The organism is Stenotrophomonas sp. STEN083 (genome assembly GCF_056759195.1).
In genome coordinates, this window is the sequence record NZ_JBRRCU010000054.1 from 15,744 (window position 1) to 31,489 (window position 15,746).

Consider the following 15,746-nt stretch of genomic DNA (forward strand, 5'->3'; position numbering starts at 1 on the left):
TGCAGTCGAATCCACGAACCTGATCCGTTCACTGACCAACGATCGCTGCCGGCAACGCCTGCTTGAATCTTCCCAGATTGCGCCGCGTATCACCCTGGCTACGACAGCCGCGGAGCACAGCGCCCGCGGCCGCAGGCGGGTGCGAGCACGTCTACCTACGCGCGCCAATTCAGCAATTTCAGCCCCGGCTGGTCTTCTTTTCCGCTCGCGCAGGTGAGGTGATCGGCATCCCCCTACGTCTGAACTGAGTAGAGCTTCACAAAAGCTCACATGACGGCCGGTACGAACTCGGTGAATGTGCACTTGGTTTCGCTCCACGCGCCCGTCGTCCGTTCACGCAGACACTTGGGGGGAAGCTGTGATGGGTATCAAACATCATCTGATTCAGGGTTCACAACCACTCGATCTATCCATGCAGCGTCCGGACTGCATCCACGCCATCAGCGCCCGTGGCAAAGGTGGGCGACTGATCATTCCTGCAGGCTGGATCAGCGTCACCTTGGTGCTGGCTGGCTCATTGGAGCTGGGCAATGGTGATTTACCCTGGCAGCTCGAAGCGCGGCAACTGCAGCTATGGGTCGACGGCAGCCTGCGCCATATCAGCCGTGAGCAAGCTTGGTGGCTCTGCATCGCCGCACCTGCAGCACTCTGGCAGAAGCCGCCAAAATCCACTGCATCCATCTTCAACTGCCTGATCCCCCGCGAAACAACCTGCGACAACGAGCTCGCGCGGGCGGTGGTGCACCTGTGCCGACCACGCTGGTTCAAATACAACCCCGCCGTCAATGACGCTGCCTACAAACTGGGGTTGCTGCGTGACGCGTTGATCGAACGTCAGCAGCCGATGCAGAACCAGCTTGAACGTTGCAGTGGTCGCACCATATTGCGTCGCCACCAGACCCTGTTACGGCTGCTGCGCGTGCAACACCTGATCCGCTGCACCATCGAGACCCGCTTGGACTTGATCAGCCTGGCTGCGGTGGCGAACTACTCGCCCACACACCTGATCCGCATCTATCGCGAGGTCTTTGGTGAAACACCCAGCGAGTACGCTGCAAGGCTGCGTAACAAACGAGCGCTGGACATGGTGTGCAACACCGATCTATCGGTATGCGAGATCGCAGAGTCATTGGGGTTTGAAAGCGAAAGCGCGTTCTGCCGCGCATTCAAGCATGCCTTCGGCTGCACCACCACCGCCGCCAGGCGTGGTCAGCTGGTGCAGGCCAGCGCACTAGCCGCACCCAACCTGTCGCCTCCGCGCAACACCGTAGTCGCCGCTCCCATGCAGCAATGGGCGGTGGCCTCCTGACCACCACCCGTGGGCTTCAATGCCCGCCATCGAGCGCCTTGAGTTCACTGACCAGGGCGCTGGCCGCTTCAGCACCATCGCCATACAACATGCGGGTGTTGTCAGCGTAGAACAGGGCGTTTTCGATGCCGGCAAAACCGGTACCCTTGCCACGCTTGATGACGATGGTGTTCTTTGAATTGACCACATCCAGGATCGGCATGCCGTAGATCGGGCTGGTCGGGTCGGTTTTGGCGACCGGGTTTACCACGTCGTTGGCACCGATCACCAACGACACATCGGTGTTGGCGAATTCGGGGTTGATGTCGTCCATGTCGGCGATCAGGTCGTAGGGCACGCCTGCCTCGGCCAACAACACGTTCATGTGCCCGGGCATACGTCCAGCCACCGGATGGATCGCGAACTTCACCTTGACTCCGCGCTCGATCAAACGCTGCGCCAGCTCCCAGATCTTGTGCTGGGCCTGCGCTACCGCCATGCCGTAACCAGGCACGATCACCACACGCTCGGCGAAGGCCATCATCGCTGCGACATCGGCAGCTTCGATGGGCTTCTGCGTGCCGCTGATTTCCGCGCCCTGGCCGCCACCACCGAAGTTGGAGAACAGCACACCGCTGATCGGCCGATTCATCGCCTTGGCCATCAAACGGGTCAGCAGGATGCCGGCCGCGCCAACCATCATACCGGCGATGATCAAGGCCTCATTGCCCAGCACATAGCCTTCAAACGCCACTGCCAGGCCGGTGAAGGCGTTGTACAGCGAAATCACCACCGGCATGTCGGCGCCGCCAATCGGCAGTGTCATCAACACACCCAGCGCCAGCGCCACGGCGAAGAAGCTGATGATCGCCACCGGCTGCAGGCTCACCGCAGCCCATACGCCCAGCACCACCATCGCTACCGCGACCAGCAGATTGAAAACCTGCTGCCCGGGGAAGGTAACGCGCTTGTCCAAGCGCCCGTCGAGCTTGGCCCAGGCAATGACCGAACCGGACAGTGATACCGCGCCGATCGCCGAACCAATCACCGCCAGCGCCAGCACCGTGTTCGACGGCAGTCGCGCCGAAAGATCGGCGATGGCCTGCGCGCTCCAATGGCTGGTGTCACGGTTGGCCAACTCGGAGAAACGCAGCAACTCGACCGCACCGATGGCCGCTGCCGAACCACCGCCCATGCCGTTGTACAGCGCCACCATCTGCGGCATGTCGGTGATGGCGACCTTCTTGGCCGATACCCAGGCCAAGCCGGTGCCCAGCACCAAGGCCACCGCGATCAAGGCGATGTTGTGCAGACCTGGCAGGAAGAACGTGGCCGCGGTGGCGATCAACATACCCGCGCCGGCCCACTGAATACCGCTGCGTGCGGTCTTGGGCGAAGCCATGCGCTGCAGGCCCAACAGGAACAGCGTGGCAGCGACCAGATAACTCGTGTTGACCAGGATCGATATGCTCATGCACCGGCCTCCAGAGCCGTGTCGGTAGGGCGAGGAGACTGCTTGTCGAGGCGATGGTGTTCGCGCATTTCAATGGCGGTTTTCAGCAGTCCGATCATGCCCAGCCCGAACGCCACCAAACCTAATGCCAGCTGCGACAGCGCCGTTGTAGGTGCCAAGGCCGCGCCCAGCAAACCCAGCATGATCGGCAACAACGCCTGTGCGCTGATCAGCCACAGCATCAGGCCACCTTTGCGTGGGTCTTCCCAGACCTTTTTCGACATCTTGTTCTGGGTCTTGGCCGGGTCCTGCAGCGAGGACATGCCGACGCCCACACCCGCATACAACAGCGCACTGTTGTAAGCGTCGAGAATGCCATCCATGCCGTTGAACAGCGGCCGCGCCGCATAGGCAAACGCCACCAGCAAGGCCGGATACTGCAGGTAACTGAGCCACTGGAAAACCTGCCGTGCGCTTATCGAAGATCGGTCTGTACTACCGACGGATGAACTCACTTGTCCTTCCCTTCCGGCTTCTTCGAGCTCTTGAACATGTCCAGCATGCGCTCGGTCACCACATAGCCGCCGGCCGCATTGCCTGCGCCCAGCGCCACGGCGATGAAGCCGATCACTTTCTCCAGCGTGGTGTCGGCGTGGCCGAGCACCACCATCGCGCCGATCAGCACGATGCCGTGAATGAAGTTGGAACCGGACATCAACGGTGTGTGCAGGATCACCGGCACCCGCGAGATGATCACGTGGCCGGCAATCGCTGCCAGCATGAAGATGTACAACGCTACGAACCCGTCGCTCATTGCTTGGTCTCTCCGAGGCTGGAAGCGCCTGTCCGGCATCATAACCATCTGGCCGAAGCTGGCGCGACCGTTGCGTTGTCAACCGTTTGCGTCCCCGTGCGTTATCTCCCCCAGAGACCACGACTGAGACGCTACCCTGTGCTGGTGACCAGCCCGCCCCTGATGCCGCCTGCCGCTGTACCCGCCTCGCTGGACGCCTTCCTGGCCGGCATAGGCCCGCGCGCGTTCCGTTTCGCCGAGGCTGGCCTGCGCCAGCGCGATGATGCGCTGGACGCGGTACAGGACGCCATGGAGCGCATGCTGGGCTACCGCGAGCATCCGGCGGAGGAATGGACGCCGCTGTTCTGGAGCATCCTGCGCCGGCGCATCATCGACCTGCAGCGCCGCCGCAGCTTCCGTCTGAAGTTCTGGGCACCGCAGGAAGACCATGATCAGGACAGCGCCATCGACTGGGCAGATGAAGCCCCCGGCCCTGCACAGACACATGAACAACAGCGCGGCTACGCGCAGCTGGTGCAGGCGCTGCGGCAGCTGCCGGCCCGCCAGCGCGAAGCCTTCAGCCTGCGCGTGTTGCAGGAGTTGGATGTGGCCACCACGGCCAAGGCCATGGGCTGTTCGGAAGGCTCGGTAAAAACCCACCTGTCGCGCGCGCGCGACGCATTGCAGAAACAACTGGAGGCCACGCGGTGAACCGCCTGCCCACATCTCCCGAAACATTCGACCATCAGGCCCGCCAGCTGCAGCAGCAGGCTGATGCAGCGCTGTCCCCGGCTACCTTGGCGCGGTTGCGGCAGGTGCGTCAGCAGGTCAGTACGGCGAGCACGCCATCGGTGTGGCGTCGTCATCGTTGGTGGCTGGCTACCGCCTGTTCGGCGCTGCTGGCCGTACCGGTGGCGATGCAGTTCAATCACAGCACACAGCAACCTGCCGCCCCCCTGATGGCCAGCCAGAATGCCGATGTTGGCGACGATAACCTGCTGTTCGACGAAAGCCCGGAGCTGTACCTGTGGCTGGGCTCCGACAATCTGGCGATGGAATGACGATGATGAAGACCTTGTTGCCCTACTTGCTGCTACCCCTGTTGCTGCTCTGTGCCAGCGCCCCTGCTGCCGCCCAGCAGCAATTGCCCGAATGGGATCAACTGACCCCGGCCCAGCGCGAAACCTTGATAGCACCGTTGCGTGACCGCTGGAACGCCTCACCCGAGCGCCGCCAACGCAGCTATGAGCACGCCCGCAGCTGGCAACAGATGACTCCGGAACAGCGCGAACAGGCCCGTCGCGGCATGCACCGCTTCGAGAACATGTCACCGGACCAGCGTCGAGACGCGCAGGCACTGTTCGACAAGATGCGCGGCATGGACAAGGACCAGCGCCAGCAGCTGCGCGAACAGTGGAACAAGATGAGCCCGGAACAGCGCCGACAATGGGTGCAGGCCAACCCGCCAGCAGCGCGCTCCCCGCACTGATCCCGTCGGTAGTGCCGAGCCATGCTCGGCAGGGGCTTTCCCAGCGAAAAGCCGCCCTCACCCCAACCCCTCTCCCGTAAACGGGAGTGGGGCTGAAGCCAGAGCCGATCCAGCCCTGTAGTGCCGAGCCATGCTCGGCAGGGGCTTTCCCAGCGAAAAGCTGCCCTCACCCCAACCCCTCTCCCGCATACGGGAGAGGGGCTAAAGCCTGCGCCGCCGACCGGTAGTGCCGAGCCATGCTCGGCAGGGGCTTTCCCAGCGAAAAGCCGCCCTCACCCCAACCCCTCTCCCGTAAACGGGAGAGGGGCTGAAGCCAGAGCCGATCCAGCCCTGTAGTGCCGAGCCATGCTCGGCAGGGGCTGTCCAGGCAATATCAGCCCCCTTGTGGGAGCGGCATCAGCCGCGAAGCTGACATCAATGAAAATACGGACAAGCCTGCATCCCGATGGATGACCGGCTTCGCGGCTGACGCCGCTCCTACAAAATGGCTTCCGGGTAGAGCCACGGCCGAGCGTGGCTCGGCTCTCCCCATGCCTGCCGGTCAGACCGGCGGGATCTCGCCGCCGGCCGGGCGCTGCGGCCACACTGTCTTGGCCAGCAGCTCATCGTTCCAATCGAACGACAACTTGCCGTCCTTCAGGAACAAGGCCACGAAGTTGTAGACGTTGCGCGAAAACATCTCGCTTGCGTGCACCGCGCCCATGCTGGCGAGGTTGAGCGGACCGGCAACCGTCACCCCGCCCACCTCGATGGTCTGACCCGGCTGCGTAGCCTCGCAGTTACCACCGGTTTCAGCCGCCAGATCGACGATGACGCTGCCCGGGCGCATGCCCGCCACCATCGCCGCGGTGACGATCTTCGGAGCCGGTCGCCCCGGCACGGCAGCGGTGCAGACCACCACATCCACGCCTTTCAGATGTTCGGCCAGGCGGCGCTGCTGTTCCGCACGCTCTTCGTCGGTCAGCTGCCGGGCGTAACCGCCCTCACCTGCCGCGCTGACGCCCAGGTCCAGAAACTTTCCACCCAGCGACTCAATCTGCTCGCGGGTTTCCGGGCGTACATCAAAGCCTTCTACCGCAGCACCCAGCCGCTTGGCGGTGGCAACTGCCTGCAGGCCAGCAACACCTGCACCAACGATCAACACCTTGGATGGGCGAATGGTGCCGGCAGCGGTGGTCAGCATCGGGAAGAAGCGCGGTGCCAACTGTGCGGCGATCAAGGTCGCCTTGTAACCGGCCATGCCGGCCTGCGAGCTGAGTACGTCCATTGCCTGCGCGCGGGTGGTGCGCGGCAATCGCTCCAACGGAAAGGTTTGCAGCTGCCGTGCCTGCAGCGCTGCAGCGCGCGCAGGGTCGGCTTCAGGCTGCACGCCGCCCACCAACACCGCACCTTTCTTCAGGCGGGCAATGGTGGGCAAGGATGGCGCCTGCACGCACAACAACAGATCCGCGCCTTCCAGCGCGTCACCCAACTGTGCACCTGCATCCACATAGGCCTGATCGGGGAAGCCCGCGGCCGTACCCGCGCCGGCCTGCAGGTGTACCTGTGCGCCGGCTGAAACAAGCTTTTTCACAGTTTCCGGCGTGGCGGCAACGCGTCGCTCGCCTTCAGCGGTTTCCTTCAATACCAAGACATCTACGGCCATTCCAGTCCTCGATGCGCAGCGGGTCAACCGCTGGATCGTAGCAAAGCCGGTGCCCTGTGCGGCAGGCCCTTGGCCTGCCGCTTTGCAATCAGTGCGTTGCACCCTGCGGCTCAAGGCGGTCGATCACCCCTTGCATGGCGCTGTCGAAGGCGCCGTCATCCACGTGCGGACGCAGGCGTTCCAGTCGGACCATCACCGCCAGCTCCTCCGGCGAGGCCACACAGAAGCGGATGCCACGCCGGTTGACGAACAGCAGCCGTGAGGAGATCGGACTCACCCACGACAACTTGCCGGCCTGCATCTTGCCGTCCTTGTCGATGAAATCCAGCCAGGTGCCAATCTCCATCCTGCGGAAGCGCTCGGCATCGGTGTCGTCGAAGTCTTCGGCCTTGGTCGCACTGCCAAACTCGATGGCCGGTGTTTCCGGCGCGGGCGGCGTCGGCAGAGCAACCTGCGGCAGCTCCGGCAGCGCGCGCTCCAGTTCCGGACGCAGCTCAGCAATGGATTGCAAAGTGTCATGCAGCGCATCGATCGCCGTGGTGCCGCCATCGCCGTGCAGGCCGACACTGGCAAACACCTTGCGCAGGCCCGGCTGGCTGGATTGCAGCCACGGCTTGCCAACGATATGACGACGCGCCTCGACTACTTCTTCCAACACATCGTCGGCCAGCTTCAGTGCTTCGCTCACACCTTCACCTTCATCACCTTCGCGCAGCAGGGTAAGGGTGAGGTGGTGATTCCACGGCTGGCGCAGGAAGTCTTCGATGGCCTTCGGCAGGGCGACGCCGGCAACGCGCTTGTCCAGCTCGGCGGTGGCACGGTTGCGTGCTACTTCCAGTTTTTCCTGGCCGCGCTGGGTTTCAGCGGCGCGGCGCTCGGTGATTTCAATCCGGCGCCGATGCTGGGCCAGGAAGTCACGAAATTCTTCTTCCAGGGTCAGGAAGATCGCCAGGTTCTCGTTGAACTCGGCGGTCAGCCTTTCAATGATTTCTTCGACCTTGCCCATCAGCGCGCGTTCGGCCTGGCTTTCGCCGGCATTGCCTTCGCAGGCCTCGGCCAGCGAATTGAGCAGCTTGCGCGCCGGGTGGGTCTTCTGCACGAACATGCGCCGGTCGAGCATGGCGACCTTGACGAAGGGCACCACCAGCCGGCCGATCAGCTCGCGTGAGCGGCCTTCCAGATCACGTTCGTCCAGCATCACATCAAACAGCATGCCGACCAGATCGATCGCATCCTCGTCCTGCGGGTCCAGATGCGTCTGCTGTGGGTCCACACCCAGCCGCGTTGCCCCGGACAGCACTTCACTCTTGAGCCGCTGTGCCAGCGATTCGCCATCCTCGCCCACCGCCGCACGCAGGGTTGCGCTGGGCGTGGCCTGAAGCAGCGACAACACCGACATCATCTCGCGCTGGTTCAAGGAACGCTGATGGCCAGCGCCGGCCTGCCCCGCTTCCGTTGTAGACGCCGACGCACCCTCACGGGTCTGCCGGCTCTGCGCCAGCAACTCGTGCAGCGCCTCCAGCACCATGTTCTGTGGATTGCCATAAGCCTGCTCGGCTTCAAAGCCCGCCGCCGCCTGTGCGGCAGCCTGCCCGGCCATGCTGCCGCGGCGCTGACTCCAGCGCTCGGAAAAGCGCCGCGCCCACATCGGCGCGTGGCCAGGATCAAACCCGTCCTCGTCTTCCTGCGCAGCCTGCGCCAACTGTTCCGCCGAGGGCCGTTGCGCGCTGGGGCGACGCGGCGTGGCGATCTCCGGTGCCGCACCGGCCTGCGCCAGACGCTCGTCCACCGCCTCGTACAGCTTGCCGATACCGGCGGCAAACTCACGCTCGCACAGTTTGAACAGCACCAGCCGCACTTCGGCGGTCAGGTCGCAGGTATAGAACGCCTCGTGCACAGCAACGCCGATGTGCTCGGGACCAATAGGATTGGTGTCAGCATCCAGCGCCGGCACCCCGGCCACCCAGGCCAGACGGTGATCGATGCGCAGCAATACCTGCTTCCAGTCGCGCAGCAGCACGGTCGCAAAATTGCGCACGGCCAGGCGTGACTCAAGAATGTGCTCGGGCACCAGGCTCAGACCGCCATCACTCTGCCCCGCCAGCACGGTTTCGGCCGACTGCGGGGTACCCGCGTCCAGCGCGGCCCAGGCCTGCTGCAGGTGCGAGTCGAAGCGACGGGAGATTTCATCGCGGCGGCGGCGCAGCTCACGCATGCCATCAAGAAACGCCAGCTGCGACGGGCCCGCTGTCTCCGCACGATCGAACAAGGCGTCGTCAAACCCCGCCAGCACCTTGGCAAAAGCCTGTGAAAGCACAGGCAGGGCGGCCTCGCGGGCCACACCAAGCAGGTTCTGGTTACGACCGGGCTGACCGGCGGGATGCGGACTGGACATCATGCGCAAAGGCTCCACACCCATACAGGCGCTGATCTTCTTGTAAACGATTGAGGAAATGCAGACGCGGCCCCTGAATCCGCACGCGCATGGTAGGCGGAGAAGATGAACAGGGTAAGTGATGCAGTACGCATTTCCCACCTTATGATCGCTTCACCGCAATACCAGCAATGCTAAGCGTCTCGACGCATATTAGCGACCCAAGGTTTGTTCAGGGCAGATAACAGAGCGCACAAAACTGACCCCGGTCTGCGGCAAAGGGCCGGTACATCGGCGACGTCTATAATCAATAGCCGCCTCAGCCCCTGTGACCCATGTCCGACAACTGCTTCCTGCAAGCGCTGGATCAGCGCCACTCGGTGCCCTCCCTGCAACTGGGCGAGCCAGCACCGGACCACGCCACGCAGCTGCGCATGCTGCAATCGGCCGTGCGCGTGCCAGACCACGGCAAAATGGTGCCGTTCCGTTTCCTGCGCCTGCAGGGCGAGGCCCGTCATGCGCTGGGCGAGTTTCTGGCCAAACGCAGCCGCCAGCGCGATCCGCATGCGGCCGAAGCTGCGGTCGAGAAGGACCGCCAGCGTTTTTCCCACGCGCCGCTGATCATCACCGTGATCGCGCGCCTGCAGGACAACCCCAAGGTGCCTGCGCAGGAACAGCTGCTCACCGCCGGCTGCGTCTGCTTCGCGCTGCTGCAGGCCGCGCAGGGTGCTGGCTTCGGCGCGCAGTGGCTGACCGCGTGGATGAGCAGCGACCCGGAAGTCGCCCGCCATCTGGGCCTGGCCAGCAACGAGCAGATCGTCGGCTTCATCCATATCGGCACGCCGAAGATCGCCGTCCCTGACCGCGAGCGCCCCGATCCGGCGGCGCTGCTGCAGGACTGGCAGCCGTGAGCGTTGCCAACGCCCCACTGAAGCCGCTCTATCTGGTTGACGCCAGCCTGTATGTGTTCCGCGCCTGGCACTCGATCCCCAATGAGTTCCAGGATGCGCAGGGCTGGCCGGTAAACGCAGTTCACGGTTTTGCCCGCTTCCTGCTCGACCTGCTGGAGCGCGAGCGCCCGCAGCATATCGCCGTGGCTTTCGACGAAGCCCTGGACAGCTGTTTCCGCCACGCGCTCTACCCCGCCTACAAGGGCAACCGCGACCCGGCCCCGGATGAGCTGCGCCGCCAGTTCGCCCACTGCAAGGCGCTGTGCGCCGCGCTGGGCCTGGAAGTGCTGGCTGACCGCGAATACGAGGCCGACGACCTGATCGGCAGTGCCCTGCACGCCAGCCGTGGCCGCTTGCGCGGGGTCATCATCTCGGCCGACAAAGACTTGTCACAGCTGCTGCAGGAACACGACGAGCAGTGGGACTACGCCCGCAACCAGCGCTGGGGCGCGGACGGGGTGAAGGCGCGCCAAGGGGTGCATGCGCACCAGGTGGCCGACTATCTGGCCCTGTGCGGCGATGCGGTCGACAACATCCCAGGGGTGTCCGGCATTGGCGCCAAGTCCGCGGCAGTGCTGTTGGCCCATTTCGGCAGCATGGACAGCCTGCTTGAGCGCATCGACGAAGTACCGTTCCTGCGCCTGCGCGGCGCCGCCACCATGGCGGTGCGGCTGCGTGAGCAGCGCGAACAGGCGCTGTTGTTCCGCCAACTGACCACGGTTGCCTTGAACGCCCCGTTGCACAATGGCGCCGACGGTTTCGTGCGCGCCAATGGCGACGGCGACATGCTAGGCGGGCTCTGCGAGGCATTGCGCTTTGGCCCGATGACTCGGCGCCGGCTGATGACTGCAGCGGGCCTGCAATCCCCTTCCACTCCAGTCAACGAGTTCGCATGAGCCAGAACACCGCCGAACCCCGCGTCGTCTACGAAGGCAAATACCAGCGCATGCTGGTGCGCGGCAGCTGGGAATACAGCGAGCGTACCCATGCCGGCGGCCTGGCCGCGATCATCATCGCGGTCACCCCGGATGATGAGGTGCTGTTCGTCGAGCAGTTCCGCGTGCCGCTGCAGGCGCGCACCATCGAGATGCCGGCTGGACTGGTTGGCGATATCGATGCCGGTGAATCCATCGAGGTTTCGGCCGTGCGCGAGCTGGAAGAAGAAACCGGCTGGACCGCCGATCATGCCGAAGTGCTGATGATCGGCCCCACCTCCTCCGGTGCCAGCAGCGAGAAGATCGCCTTCGTGCGTGCCACCGGCCTGCGCAAGGTCGGCGACGGCGGCGGCGATGCCAGCGAAGACATCACCGTGCACAGCATCCCGCGCCAGCGCGCTGCAGCCTGGCTGGTGGAGAAGATGGGCGAAGGCTACGAACTGGATGCCAAGTTGTGGGCCGGCTTGTGGATGATCGAGCACCATCTGGATGGTCGCCCGCGTGGCTGATTCGGGCTTGCACAGCATTGCGCCGCTGCTCGGCGCCGATGATCCGGCGGTATTCACGGTTCACAACCCGCACGGTACTTCACCGTTCCTGCTGCTGGCCGACCATGCCGGCCAGCGCGTGCCGCAGGCGTTGCTGGATCTCGGCTTAGCGCAGGCAGAACTGGACCGCCATATCGGCTGGGATATCGGCATCGCCGGCACCACCCGCGCCCTGGCCGAACGTCTGGACGCCTGGGCCATCGAGCAGGCCTATTCGCGGCTGTTGATCGACTGCAACCGACCGCTGGTGTCGCCGACGCTGATTCCTGAAGTCAGCGATGGCACCGCTGTTCCCGGCAATCTCGGCCTTGATCCGCAGCAACGCCAACAGCGCATCGATGCGATCCACGCGCCCTACCATGCACGCATCGACGCCGAGCTGGACCGCCGGCGCGATGCAGGCGTGCCGACCCTGCTGGTGATGATGCACAGCTTCACCCCGGCCATGAATGGCACACAGCGTCCTTGGCATGTTGGCGTGCTCTATCACCAGGACACGCGTTTTGCGCATGCGCTGCTGCAGGCATTGCGTGAGGAAGGCGATCTGGTGGTGGGCGACAACCAACCGTATTCGGTCAACAGCAGCAGCGACTACGCAGTACCGGTACATGGCGAAGGCCGCAGGCTGGTGCATGTCGAACTGGAGATCCGCCAGGACCTGATTGCCGATGCAGCGGGCCAACAGGCCTGGGCAGAGCGATTGGAGCGGATTTTCCGCCGTTTGCAGTCAGCACTGCTCGCCATGCAGGAACCTTGCACTGCGTTGTAGGAGCGGCGTAAGCCGCGAAGCTGATGGTGTTTGTAACGCCCCTGCCGGGCATGGCTCGGCACTACAGGGTGCTGCTGTGTTTGTAGGAGCGGCGTAAGCCGCGAAGCTGGTGCAGTTTCCGTTACCAGCAATGCTTGCGCCATGCATCGCCGGCTTCGCAGCTTACGCCGCTCCTACAACAAGCGTCGGCGTTGGCAGGTCGGACCATGGAAAAGGTTTGTAGCCCCGCACCTGCAACGGCACGCCGAAGGCGTCGAAGGCCACGACAATCCCGGCGCAGCGCTTCCGGTCCAACTGTTCACCCAGGCATACCGGCAGATCGCGGCAAGCAGCTAAAGCCTCGCCAATCGATACCCCCAACAACCCAGCCACCTGCCGCGCTGCATCTTTCACGCATTGCACGGGACATTGCGCCAGCACCACATCGAAACTGGCGTAGATGCCAGGACCGACACCCATCGCCAGCGCCGCTGCCTGCTCCGCATCGGAAGCCTCGCCGAGGGCTTCATCGATATCCGGCACCTGCAGGAACGCGTCGTATTCGGCGTAGTAATCCAGTGCCGCTGCGTAGTCCTCCAGCGTCGATAGTGGACGCTGGCGCTTCTGCACGTCGAGCACATCGGCGAAAGTCGCCGGCTCCAGGAAACTCGAAAGACCCAAGACACGCGCCGCCGTCGGCAACTCATCATCGTCGAACGCCTCCGCTTCGCTGGCCGGAAGCCAGAACGAAGCACCGAGCGCACCGCCATCACTGGCGTGGACCCAGCCGTAGCGCGCCCACACCTCATCGTCGTCATTGCAGCTGGCGAAGCTGTCCAGGGTCTGGCGGAGATCCAACAGTTCGATCATGCGTCGCTTGGCAGGCAATCGGCGGAGCTGCAGTCTAGCTGTACCGGCCGCAGGCGCAATGCGACCACCACGCCGAGTGCGGCGAACAGCGCAGCACCATATTGCGCATGGACCAAGCCCTGCAGCGCCTGCGCGCTGTCAGCCGGTGCGGTTGCACGTGCCGCATTGGCCAGCATCACCAGCACAGCCAGGCCTAGGGCACCGCCGATCTGCTGCGCGGTCGCGGCCATGCCGGAAGCCACGCCTTGCTGCGCGGCAGGAACGCCCTGCCCGGCCACGATCCACATCGCCGTCCAGGTCATGCCCTGGCCCAGGCTGAGCAGCACGATGCCCGGCAGCAGCGGCCAATAACCAGCACCGTGCGGCAATGCAAAGGCCACGCCAGCAATTCCCAATGCTCCCGCCGCCAAGCCCCACGCCAGTACCTGCCGTGGCGAACGCACCGCCAACATGCGCTCGGCGATGCGGATGCCGAAGGTGCACACCAGCGTCGGCGGCAGGAACGCCATGCCTGCCTGCAACGGGCTCCAGCCGTAGCCATCCTGGTAGTACAGCGCAAGGAAGTAGTACTGCACGCCGTAGCTGCTCATGAACAACATGGTCAGCCACATCGCGGCACGCAGCCCCGGCACCCGCAGCAAGGCGAAGTGCATCAGCGGATCGGCACTGCGCTTTTCGACCAGCACGAACGCTGCCAGCAACAACAACGACAGCAGCAGGCAAGCCAACGTTATTGGCGCTGCCCAACCCCATTCCGGCCCCTGCACCAAGGTGGTGACCAGCAGGCTGCCGCCAACGGTCACGGTGAAGCAGCCGGCGAGATCGAAGGAACGGCCGCGCGCACGCGGCCCGTCCAACGGCAACCAATAGCCACCCAACACTGCACAGGCCCCGGCAAGCGGCACGATCACCAGCAGCACCGATGCCCAGCCGAACTGCTGGGTGAGCACGCCACCGAGCAGCGTCCCCAATGCAAGACCACCGGCGCTGGCCATGCTCCAGATTGCCAGCGCGCGATTACGCGGCGCGCCTTCGGCATACAGCGTATTGATCAAGGCCAGGGTGGCCGGGAACAACAAGGCAGCACCAATACCCTGGACCGCCCGTGCCGCCACCAACAGCCATGCGCTGCTGCTGAAGCCGCCCACCAGCGAGGCCAGCGCGAACAAGGCCATTCCCAACCGATAGAAGCGGCGCTTGCCGAGCAGGTCGGCTGCGCGGCCGCCCAGCAACAGACAGCCACCAAAGGCCACGGTATAGGCACTGACCACCCATTGCAGTTGCTGCGCATTGATCTGCAGCGCCCGGCCCATGTCATGCAGGGCGACGAAGATGATGGTCGCGTCGAGGGCGATGATCAGCTGTGCCGTGGCCAGCAGCGCGAGCGCCAGCCGGGGCGTGGAGAACTGTGGTGACGATGAAACATGCATTGCGCGGATCCAGAAACACGGAGGCGCCCAGTCTTATTGATGCGGTCGTGCAGATAAATCAGGATGTGCACATATCTGTAATGCGAATTTGCATCAATGGACACCATGGACCTCAACGCCGTACGCATGCTGGTGCAGGTTGCCGATGCCTGCAGTTTCACCATAGCTGCAGGGCAGCTCGGGCTCAGTCAGTCGGGCCTGTCACGGGCAATCAGCCGTCTTGAACAGTCGCTCGGCGTACGCCTGCTCCACCGCAATACCCGCAACGTCAGCCTGACTCCGGATGGGCGCCAGTTCGTAGAGCACTGCCAGCCGCTGCTGGCCGGACTGGAAGATGCGCAGCGACAGTTGGGTGACCGCCCATGCCTGCCATCGGGAGTATTGAAGCTGACCGCACCCTCGATGTTCGGGCGCAAGGTATTGGTGCCCTTGGCAGGAAAGCTGATCGCCGTGCACCCACAGCTGCAGTTCGAACTGGTGCTCAACGACCGCCTGGTCGATCTGGCCGAAGAAGGATTCGATGCCGCCCTGCGCACCGGCCCGATCAGCGATGTCCGGATGGTGGCGCGCCCGTTACGGCCTTTGCGTTGGGTAACGGTTGCCGCGCCGGATTACCTTACCCGCTATGGAGAGCCTGCAACGGTGGAAGCACTGCAGGAACACACCTGTCTTGCGGTGCGCAATCTGCGCAGTGGACGCTTGGTCGACTGGCAGTTCCGGGCGCTGGACGGGCAGATACACGACTTCACCCCGCCGACGCGGATGGTGTTCGACAGCGGCGACCCGCTGGTGGAAGCCGCGCTGGCAGGCGTCGGCATCGTCCAGGTGATGGACTTCGCCGTCGCCGACGCCCTGGCCGACGGGCGCCTGCGGCGGGTGCTGCAGGCCAATGAAGGACGCAGCCGCGCCCTGTCACTGGTCTATCCGCCGTCAAGGCAGGTATCGCCCAAGTTGAAGGTTCTGGCAGAGGCATTGCTGGCTGGCGAATGGTGAAACCGCAATGTCACGTTGTCCACACAGGCTGTGCCCTGACGGTTACACAAGCTGTGGATAAGCTCGCACAAGCCTTGTACACCAGACCTTTGCAGCCACTGGTGATTTTTTGATCAAGCACAGCCCCTGGTAGTGGGGGGGGGGGGGGGGGGGGGGGGGGTTGGAGGCGGGCAAAAAACAAGAAAATTCGGGGGGGGGGGGCGGCGCGGCGGCGGCGCGCACACTATCGC

The 15,746-nt window shown here is 64.1% G+C and carries 16 protein-coding genes; 9 read left to right on the forward strand and 7 right to left on the reverse strand.

What is annotated here, in order from left to right; genetic code table 11:
- The first annotated feature begins 361 nt into the window (after positions 1-361).
- The gene (locus ACVOK8_RS14665) at positions 362-1,309 is read left to right on the forward strand and encodes a helix-turn-helix domain-containing protein (RefSeq protein WP_481567471.1); all 948 of its coding nucleotides are present in this window, start codon (positions 362-364) and stop codon (positions 1,307-1,309) included.
- A 16-nt stretch (positions 1,310-1,325) separates the two neighbouring features.
- Here ACVOK8_RS14665 and ACVOK8_RS14670 read toward each other — a convergent pair whose 3' ends face one another.
- From ACVOK8_RS14670 to ACVOK8_RS14680, 3 genes are read right to left on the reverse strand one after another with little or no spacing between them, the layout of a single operon-like run.
- The gene (locus ACVOK8_RS14670) at positions 1,326-2,762 is read right to left on the reverse strand and encodes an NAD(P)(+) transhydrogenase (Re/Si-specific) subunit beta (protein ID WP_481567472.1); all 1,437 of its coding nucleotides are present in this window, start codon (positions 2,760-2,762) and stop codon (positions 1,326-1,328) included.
- Positions 2,759-3,256, reverse strand: coding sequence for a hypothetical protein (locus ACVOK8_RS14675; protein WP_481567473.1), 498 nt, complete (start codon positions 3,254-3,256; stop codon positions 2,759-2,761). Before ACVOK8_RS14675 ends, ACVOK8_RS14670 begins: the two co-directional genes overlap by 4 nt.
- The gene (locus ACVOK8_RS14680; RefSeq protein WP_282267096.1) at positions 3,253-3,555 is read right to left on the reverse strand and encodes an NAD(P) transhydrogenase subunit alpha part 2; all 303 of its coding nucleotides are present in this window, start codon (positions 3,553-3,555) and stop codon (positions 3,253-3,255) included. Before ACVOK8_RS14680 ends, ACVOK8_RS14675 begins: the two co-directional genes overlap by 4 nt.
- Positions 3,556-3,693: 138 nt before the next feature.
- On the opposite strand from ACVOK8_RS14680, the gene ACVOK8_RS14685 reads away from it, so the two are divergent.
- Genes ACVOK8_RS14685 through ACVOK8_RS14695 form a run of 3 tightly spaced genes read left to right on the forward strand, consistent with a single transcriptional unit; the run spans position 3,694 to position 5,023 of the window.
- Positions 3,694-4,245, forward strand: a complete 552-nt coding sequence (locus ACVOK8_RS14685) for an RNA polymerase sigma factor (RefSeq protein ID WP_481567474.1) — start codon at positions 3,694-3,696, stop codon at positions 4,243-4,245.
- Positions 4,242-4,595, forward strand: a complete 354-nt coding sequence (locus ACVOK8_RS14690) for a hypothetical protein (RefSeq protein ID WP_481567475.1) — start codon at positions 4,242-4,244, stop codon at positions 4,593-4,595. Before ACVOK8_RS14685 ends, ACVOK8_RS14690 begins: the two co-directional genes overlap by 4 nt.
- Before the next feature lie 5 nt (positions 4,596-4,600).
- A complete protein-coding gene (locus tag ACVOK8_RS14695) occupies positions 4,601-5,023 on the forward strand; it encodes a DUF3106 domain-containing protein (protein ID WP_481567476.1) in 423 nt (140 codons plus the stop codon).
- Positions 5,024-5,564: 541 nt separating this feature from the next.
- Here ACVOK8_RS14695 and ACVOK8_RS14700 read toward each other — a convergent pair.
- Both ACVOK8_RS14700 and ACVOK8_RS14705 read right to left on the reverse strand, forming a co-directional pair.
- Entirely contained in the window at positions 5,565-6,668 is a 1,104-nt protein-coding gene (locus ACVOK8_RS14700; RefSeq protein ID WP_481567477.1) for an NAD(P) transhydrogenase subunit alpha, read from the reverse strand.
- Between the two features lie 88 nt (positions 6,669-6,756).
- Complete coding sequence (locus ACVOK8_RS14705; RefSeq protein WP_481567478.1) at positions 6,757-9,066, reverse strand: DUF1631 domain-containing protein; 2,310 nt, start codon at positions 9,064-9,066, stop codon at positions 6,757-6,759.
- A gap of 311 nt (positions 9,067-9,377) precedes the next feature.
- Here ACVOK8_RS14705 and ACVOK8_RS14710 point away from each other — a divergent pair, with 311 nt between their 5' ends.
- The 4 genes from ACVOK8_RS14710 to ACVOK8_RS14725 are packed head-to-tail and all read left to right on the forward strand — an operon-like array spanning position 9,378 to position 12,244.
- Entirely contained in the window at positions 9,378-9,953 is a 576-nt protein-coding gene (locus tag ACVOK8_RS14710) for a nitroreductase family protein (RefSeq protein WP_481567479.1), read from the forward strand.
- Positions 9,941-10,888, forward strand: coding sequence for a 5'-3' exonuclease (locus ACVOK8_RS14715; RefSeq protein WP_481567486.1), 948 nt, complete (start codon positions 9,941-9,943; stop codon positions 10,886-10,888). Before ACVOK8_RS14710 ends, ACVOK8_RS14715 begins: the two co-directional genes overlap by 13 nt.
- Positions 10,885-11,436: an NUDIX hydrolase gene (locus ACVOK8_RS14720; protein ID WP_481567480.1), complete on the forward strand. Its 552-nt coding sequence runs from the start codon at positions 10,885-10,887 to the stop codon at positions 11,434-11,436. The genes ACVOK8_RS14715 and ACVOK8_RS14720 overlap by 4 nt, the downstream gene beginning before the upstream one ends.
- A complete protein-coding gene (locus ACVOK8_RS14725) occupies positions 11,429-12,244 on the forward strand; it encodes an N-formylglutamate amidohydrolase (RefSeq protein ID WP_481567481.1) in 816 nt (271 codons plus the stop codon). Before ACVOK8_RS14720 ends, ACVOK8_RS14725 begins: the two co-directional genes overlap by 8 nt.
- A 162-nt stretch (positions 12,245-12,406) precedes the next feature.
- On the opposite strand, the gene ACVOK8_RS14730 is transcribed toward ACVOK8_RS14725, so the two are convergent.
- Together ACVOK8_RS14730 and ACVOK8_RS14735 are read right to left on the reverse strand one after the other, a co-directional pair.
- Complete coding sequence (locus ACVOK8_RS14730) at positions 12,407-13,093, reverse strand: DUF7716 domain-containing protein (RefSeq protein WP_481567482.1); 687 nt, start codon at positions 13,091-13,093, stop codon at positions 12,407-12,409.
- Complete coding sequence (locus ACVOK8_RS14735; protein WP_481567483.1) at positions 13,090-14,523, reverse strand: MFS transporter; 1,434 nt, start codon at positions 14,521-14,523, stop codon at positions 13,090-13,092. Before ACVOK8_RS14735 ends, ACVOK8_RS14730 begins: the two co-directional genes overlap by 4 nt.
- A gap of 105 nt (positions 14,524-14,628) precedes the next feature.
- On the opposite strand from ACVOK8_RS14735, the gene ACVOK8_RS14740 reads away from it, so the two are divergent.
- Positions 14,629-15,516: a LysR family transcriptional regulator gene (locus ACVOK8_RS14740; protein WP_481567487.1), complete on the forward strand. Its 888-nt coding sequence runs from the start codon at positions 14,629-14,631 to the stop codon at positions 15,514-15,516.
- Positions 15,517-15,746: the final 230 nt, after the last annotated feature.

Coding starts and splice junctions, on each gene's coding strand:
- ACVOK8_RS14665 (WP_481567471.1), top strand. CDS start 362: ATGGGTATCAAACATCATCTGATTCAGGGTTCACAACCACTCGATCTA.
- ACVOK8_RS14670 (WP_481567472.1), bottom strand. CDS start 2,762: ATGAGCATATCGATCCTGGTCAACACGAGTTATCTGGTCGCTGCCACG.
- ACVOK8_RS14680 (WP_282267096.1), bottom strand. CDS start 3,555: ATGAGCGACGGGTTCGTAGCGTTGTACATCTTCATGCTGGCAGCGATT.
- ACVOK8_RS14695 (WP_481567476.1), top strand. CDS start 4,601: ATGAAGACCTTGTTGCCCTACTTGCTGCTACCCCTGTTGCTGCTCTGT.
- ACVOK8_RS14700 (WP_481567477.1), bottom strand. CDS start 6,668: ATGGCCGTAGATGTCTTGGTATTGAAGGAAACCGCTGAAGGCGAGCGA.
- ACVOK8_RS14705 (WP_481567478.1), bottom strand. CDS start 9,066: ATGATGTCCAGTCCGCATCCCGCCGGTCAGCCCGGTCGTAACCAGAAC.
- ACVOK8_RS14710 (WP_481567479.1), top strand. CDS start 9,378: ATGTCCGACAACTGCTTCCTGCAAGCGCTGGATCAGCGCCACTCGGTG.
- ACVOK8_RS14720 (WP_481567480.1), top strand. CDS start 10,885: ATGAGCCAGAACACCGCCGAACCCCGCGTCGTCTACGAAGGCAAATAC.
- ACVOK8_RS14730 (WP_481567482.1), bottom strand. CDS start 13,093: ATGATCGAACTGTTGGATCTCCGCCAGACCCTGGACAGCTTCGCCAGC.
- ACVOK8_RS14735 (WP_481567483.1), bottom strand. CDS start 14,523: ATGCATGTTTCATCGTCACCACAGTTCTCCACGCCCCGGCTGGCGCTC.
- ACVOK8_RS14740 (WP_481567487.1), top strand. CDS start 14,629: ATGGACCTCAACGCCGTACGCATGCTGGTGCAGGTTGCCGATGCCTGC.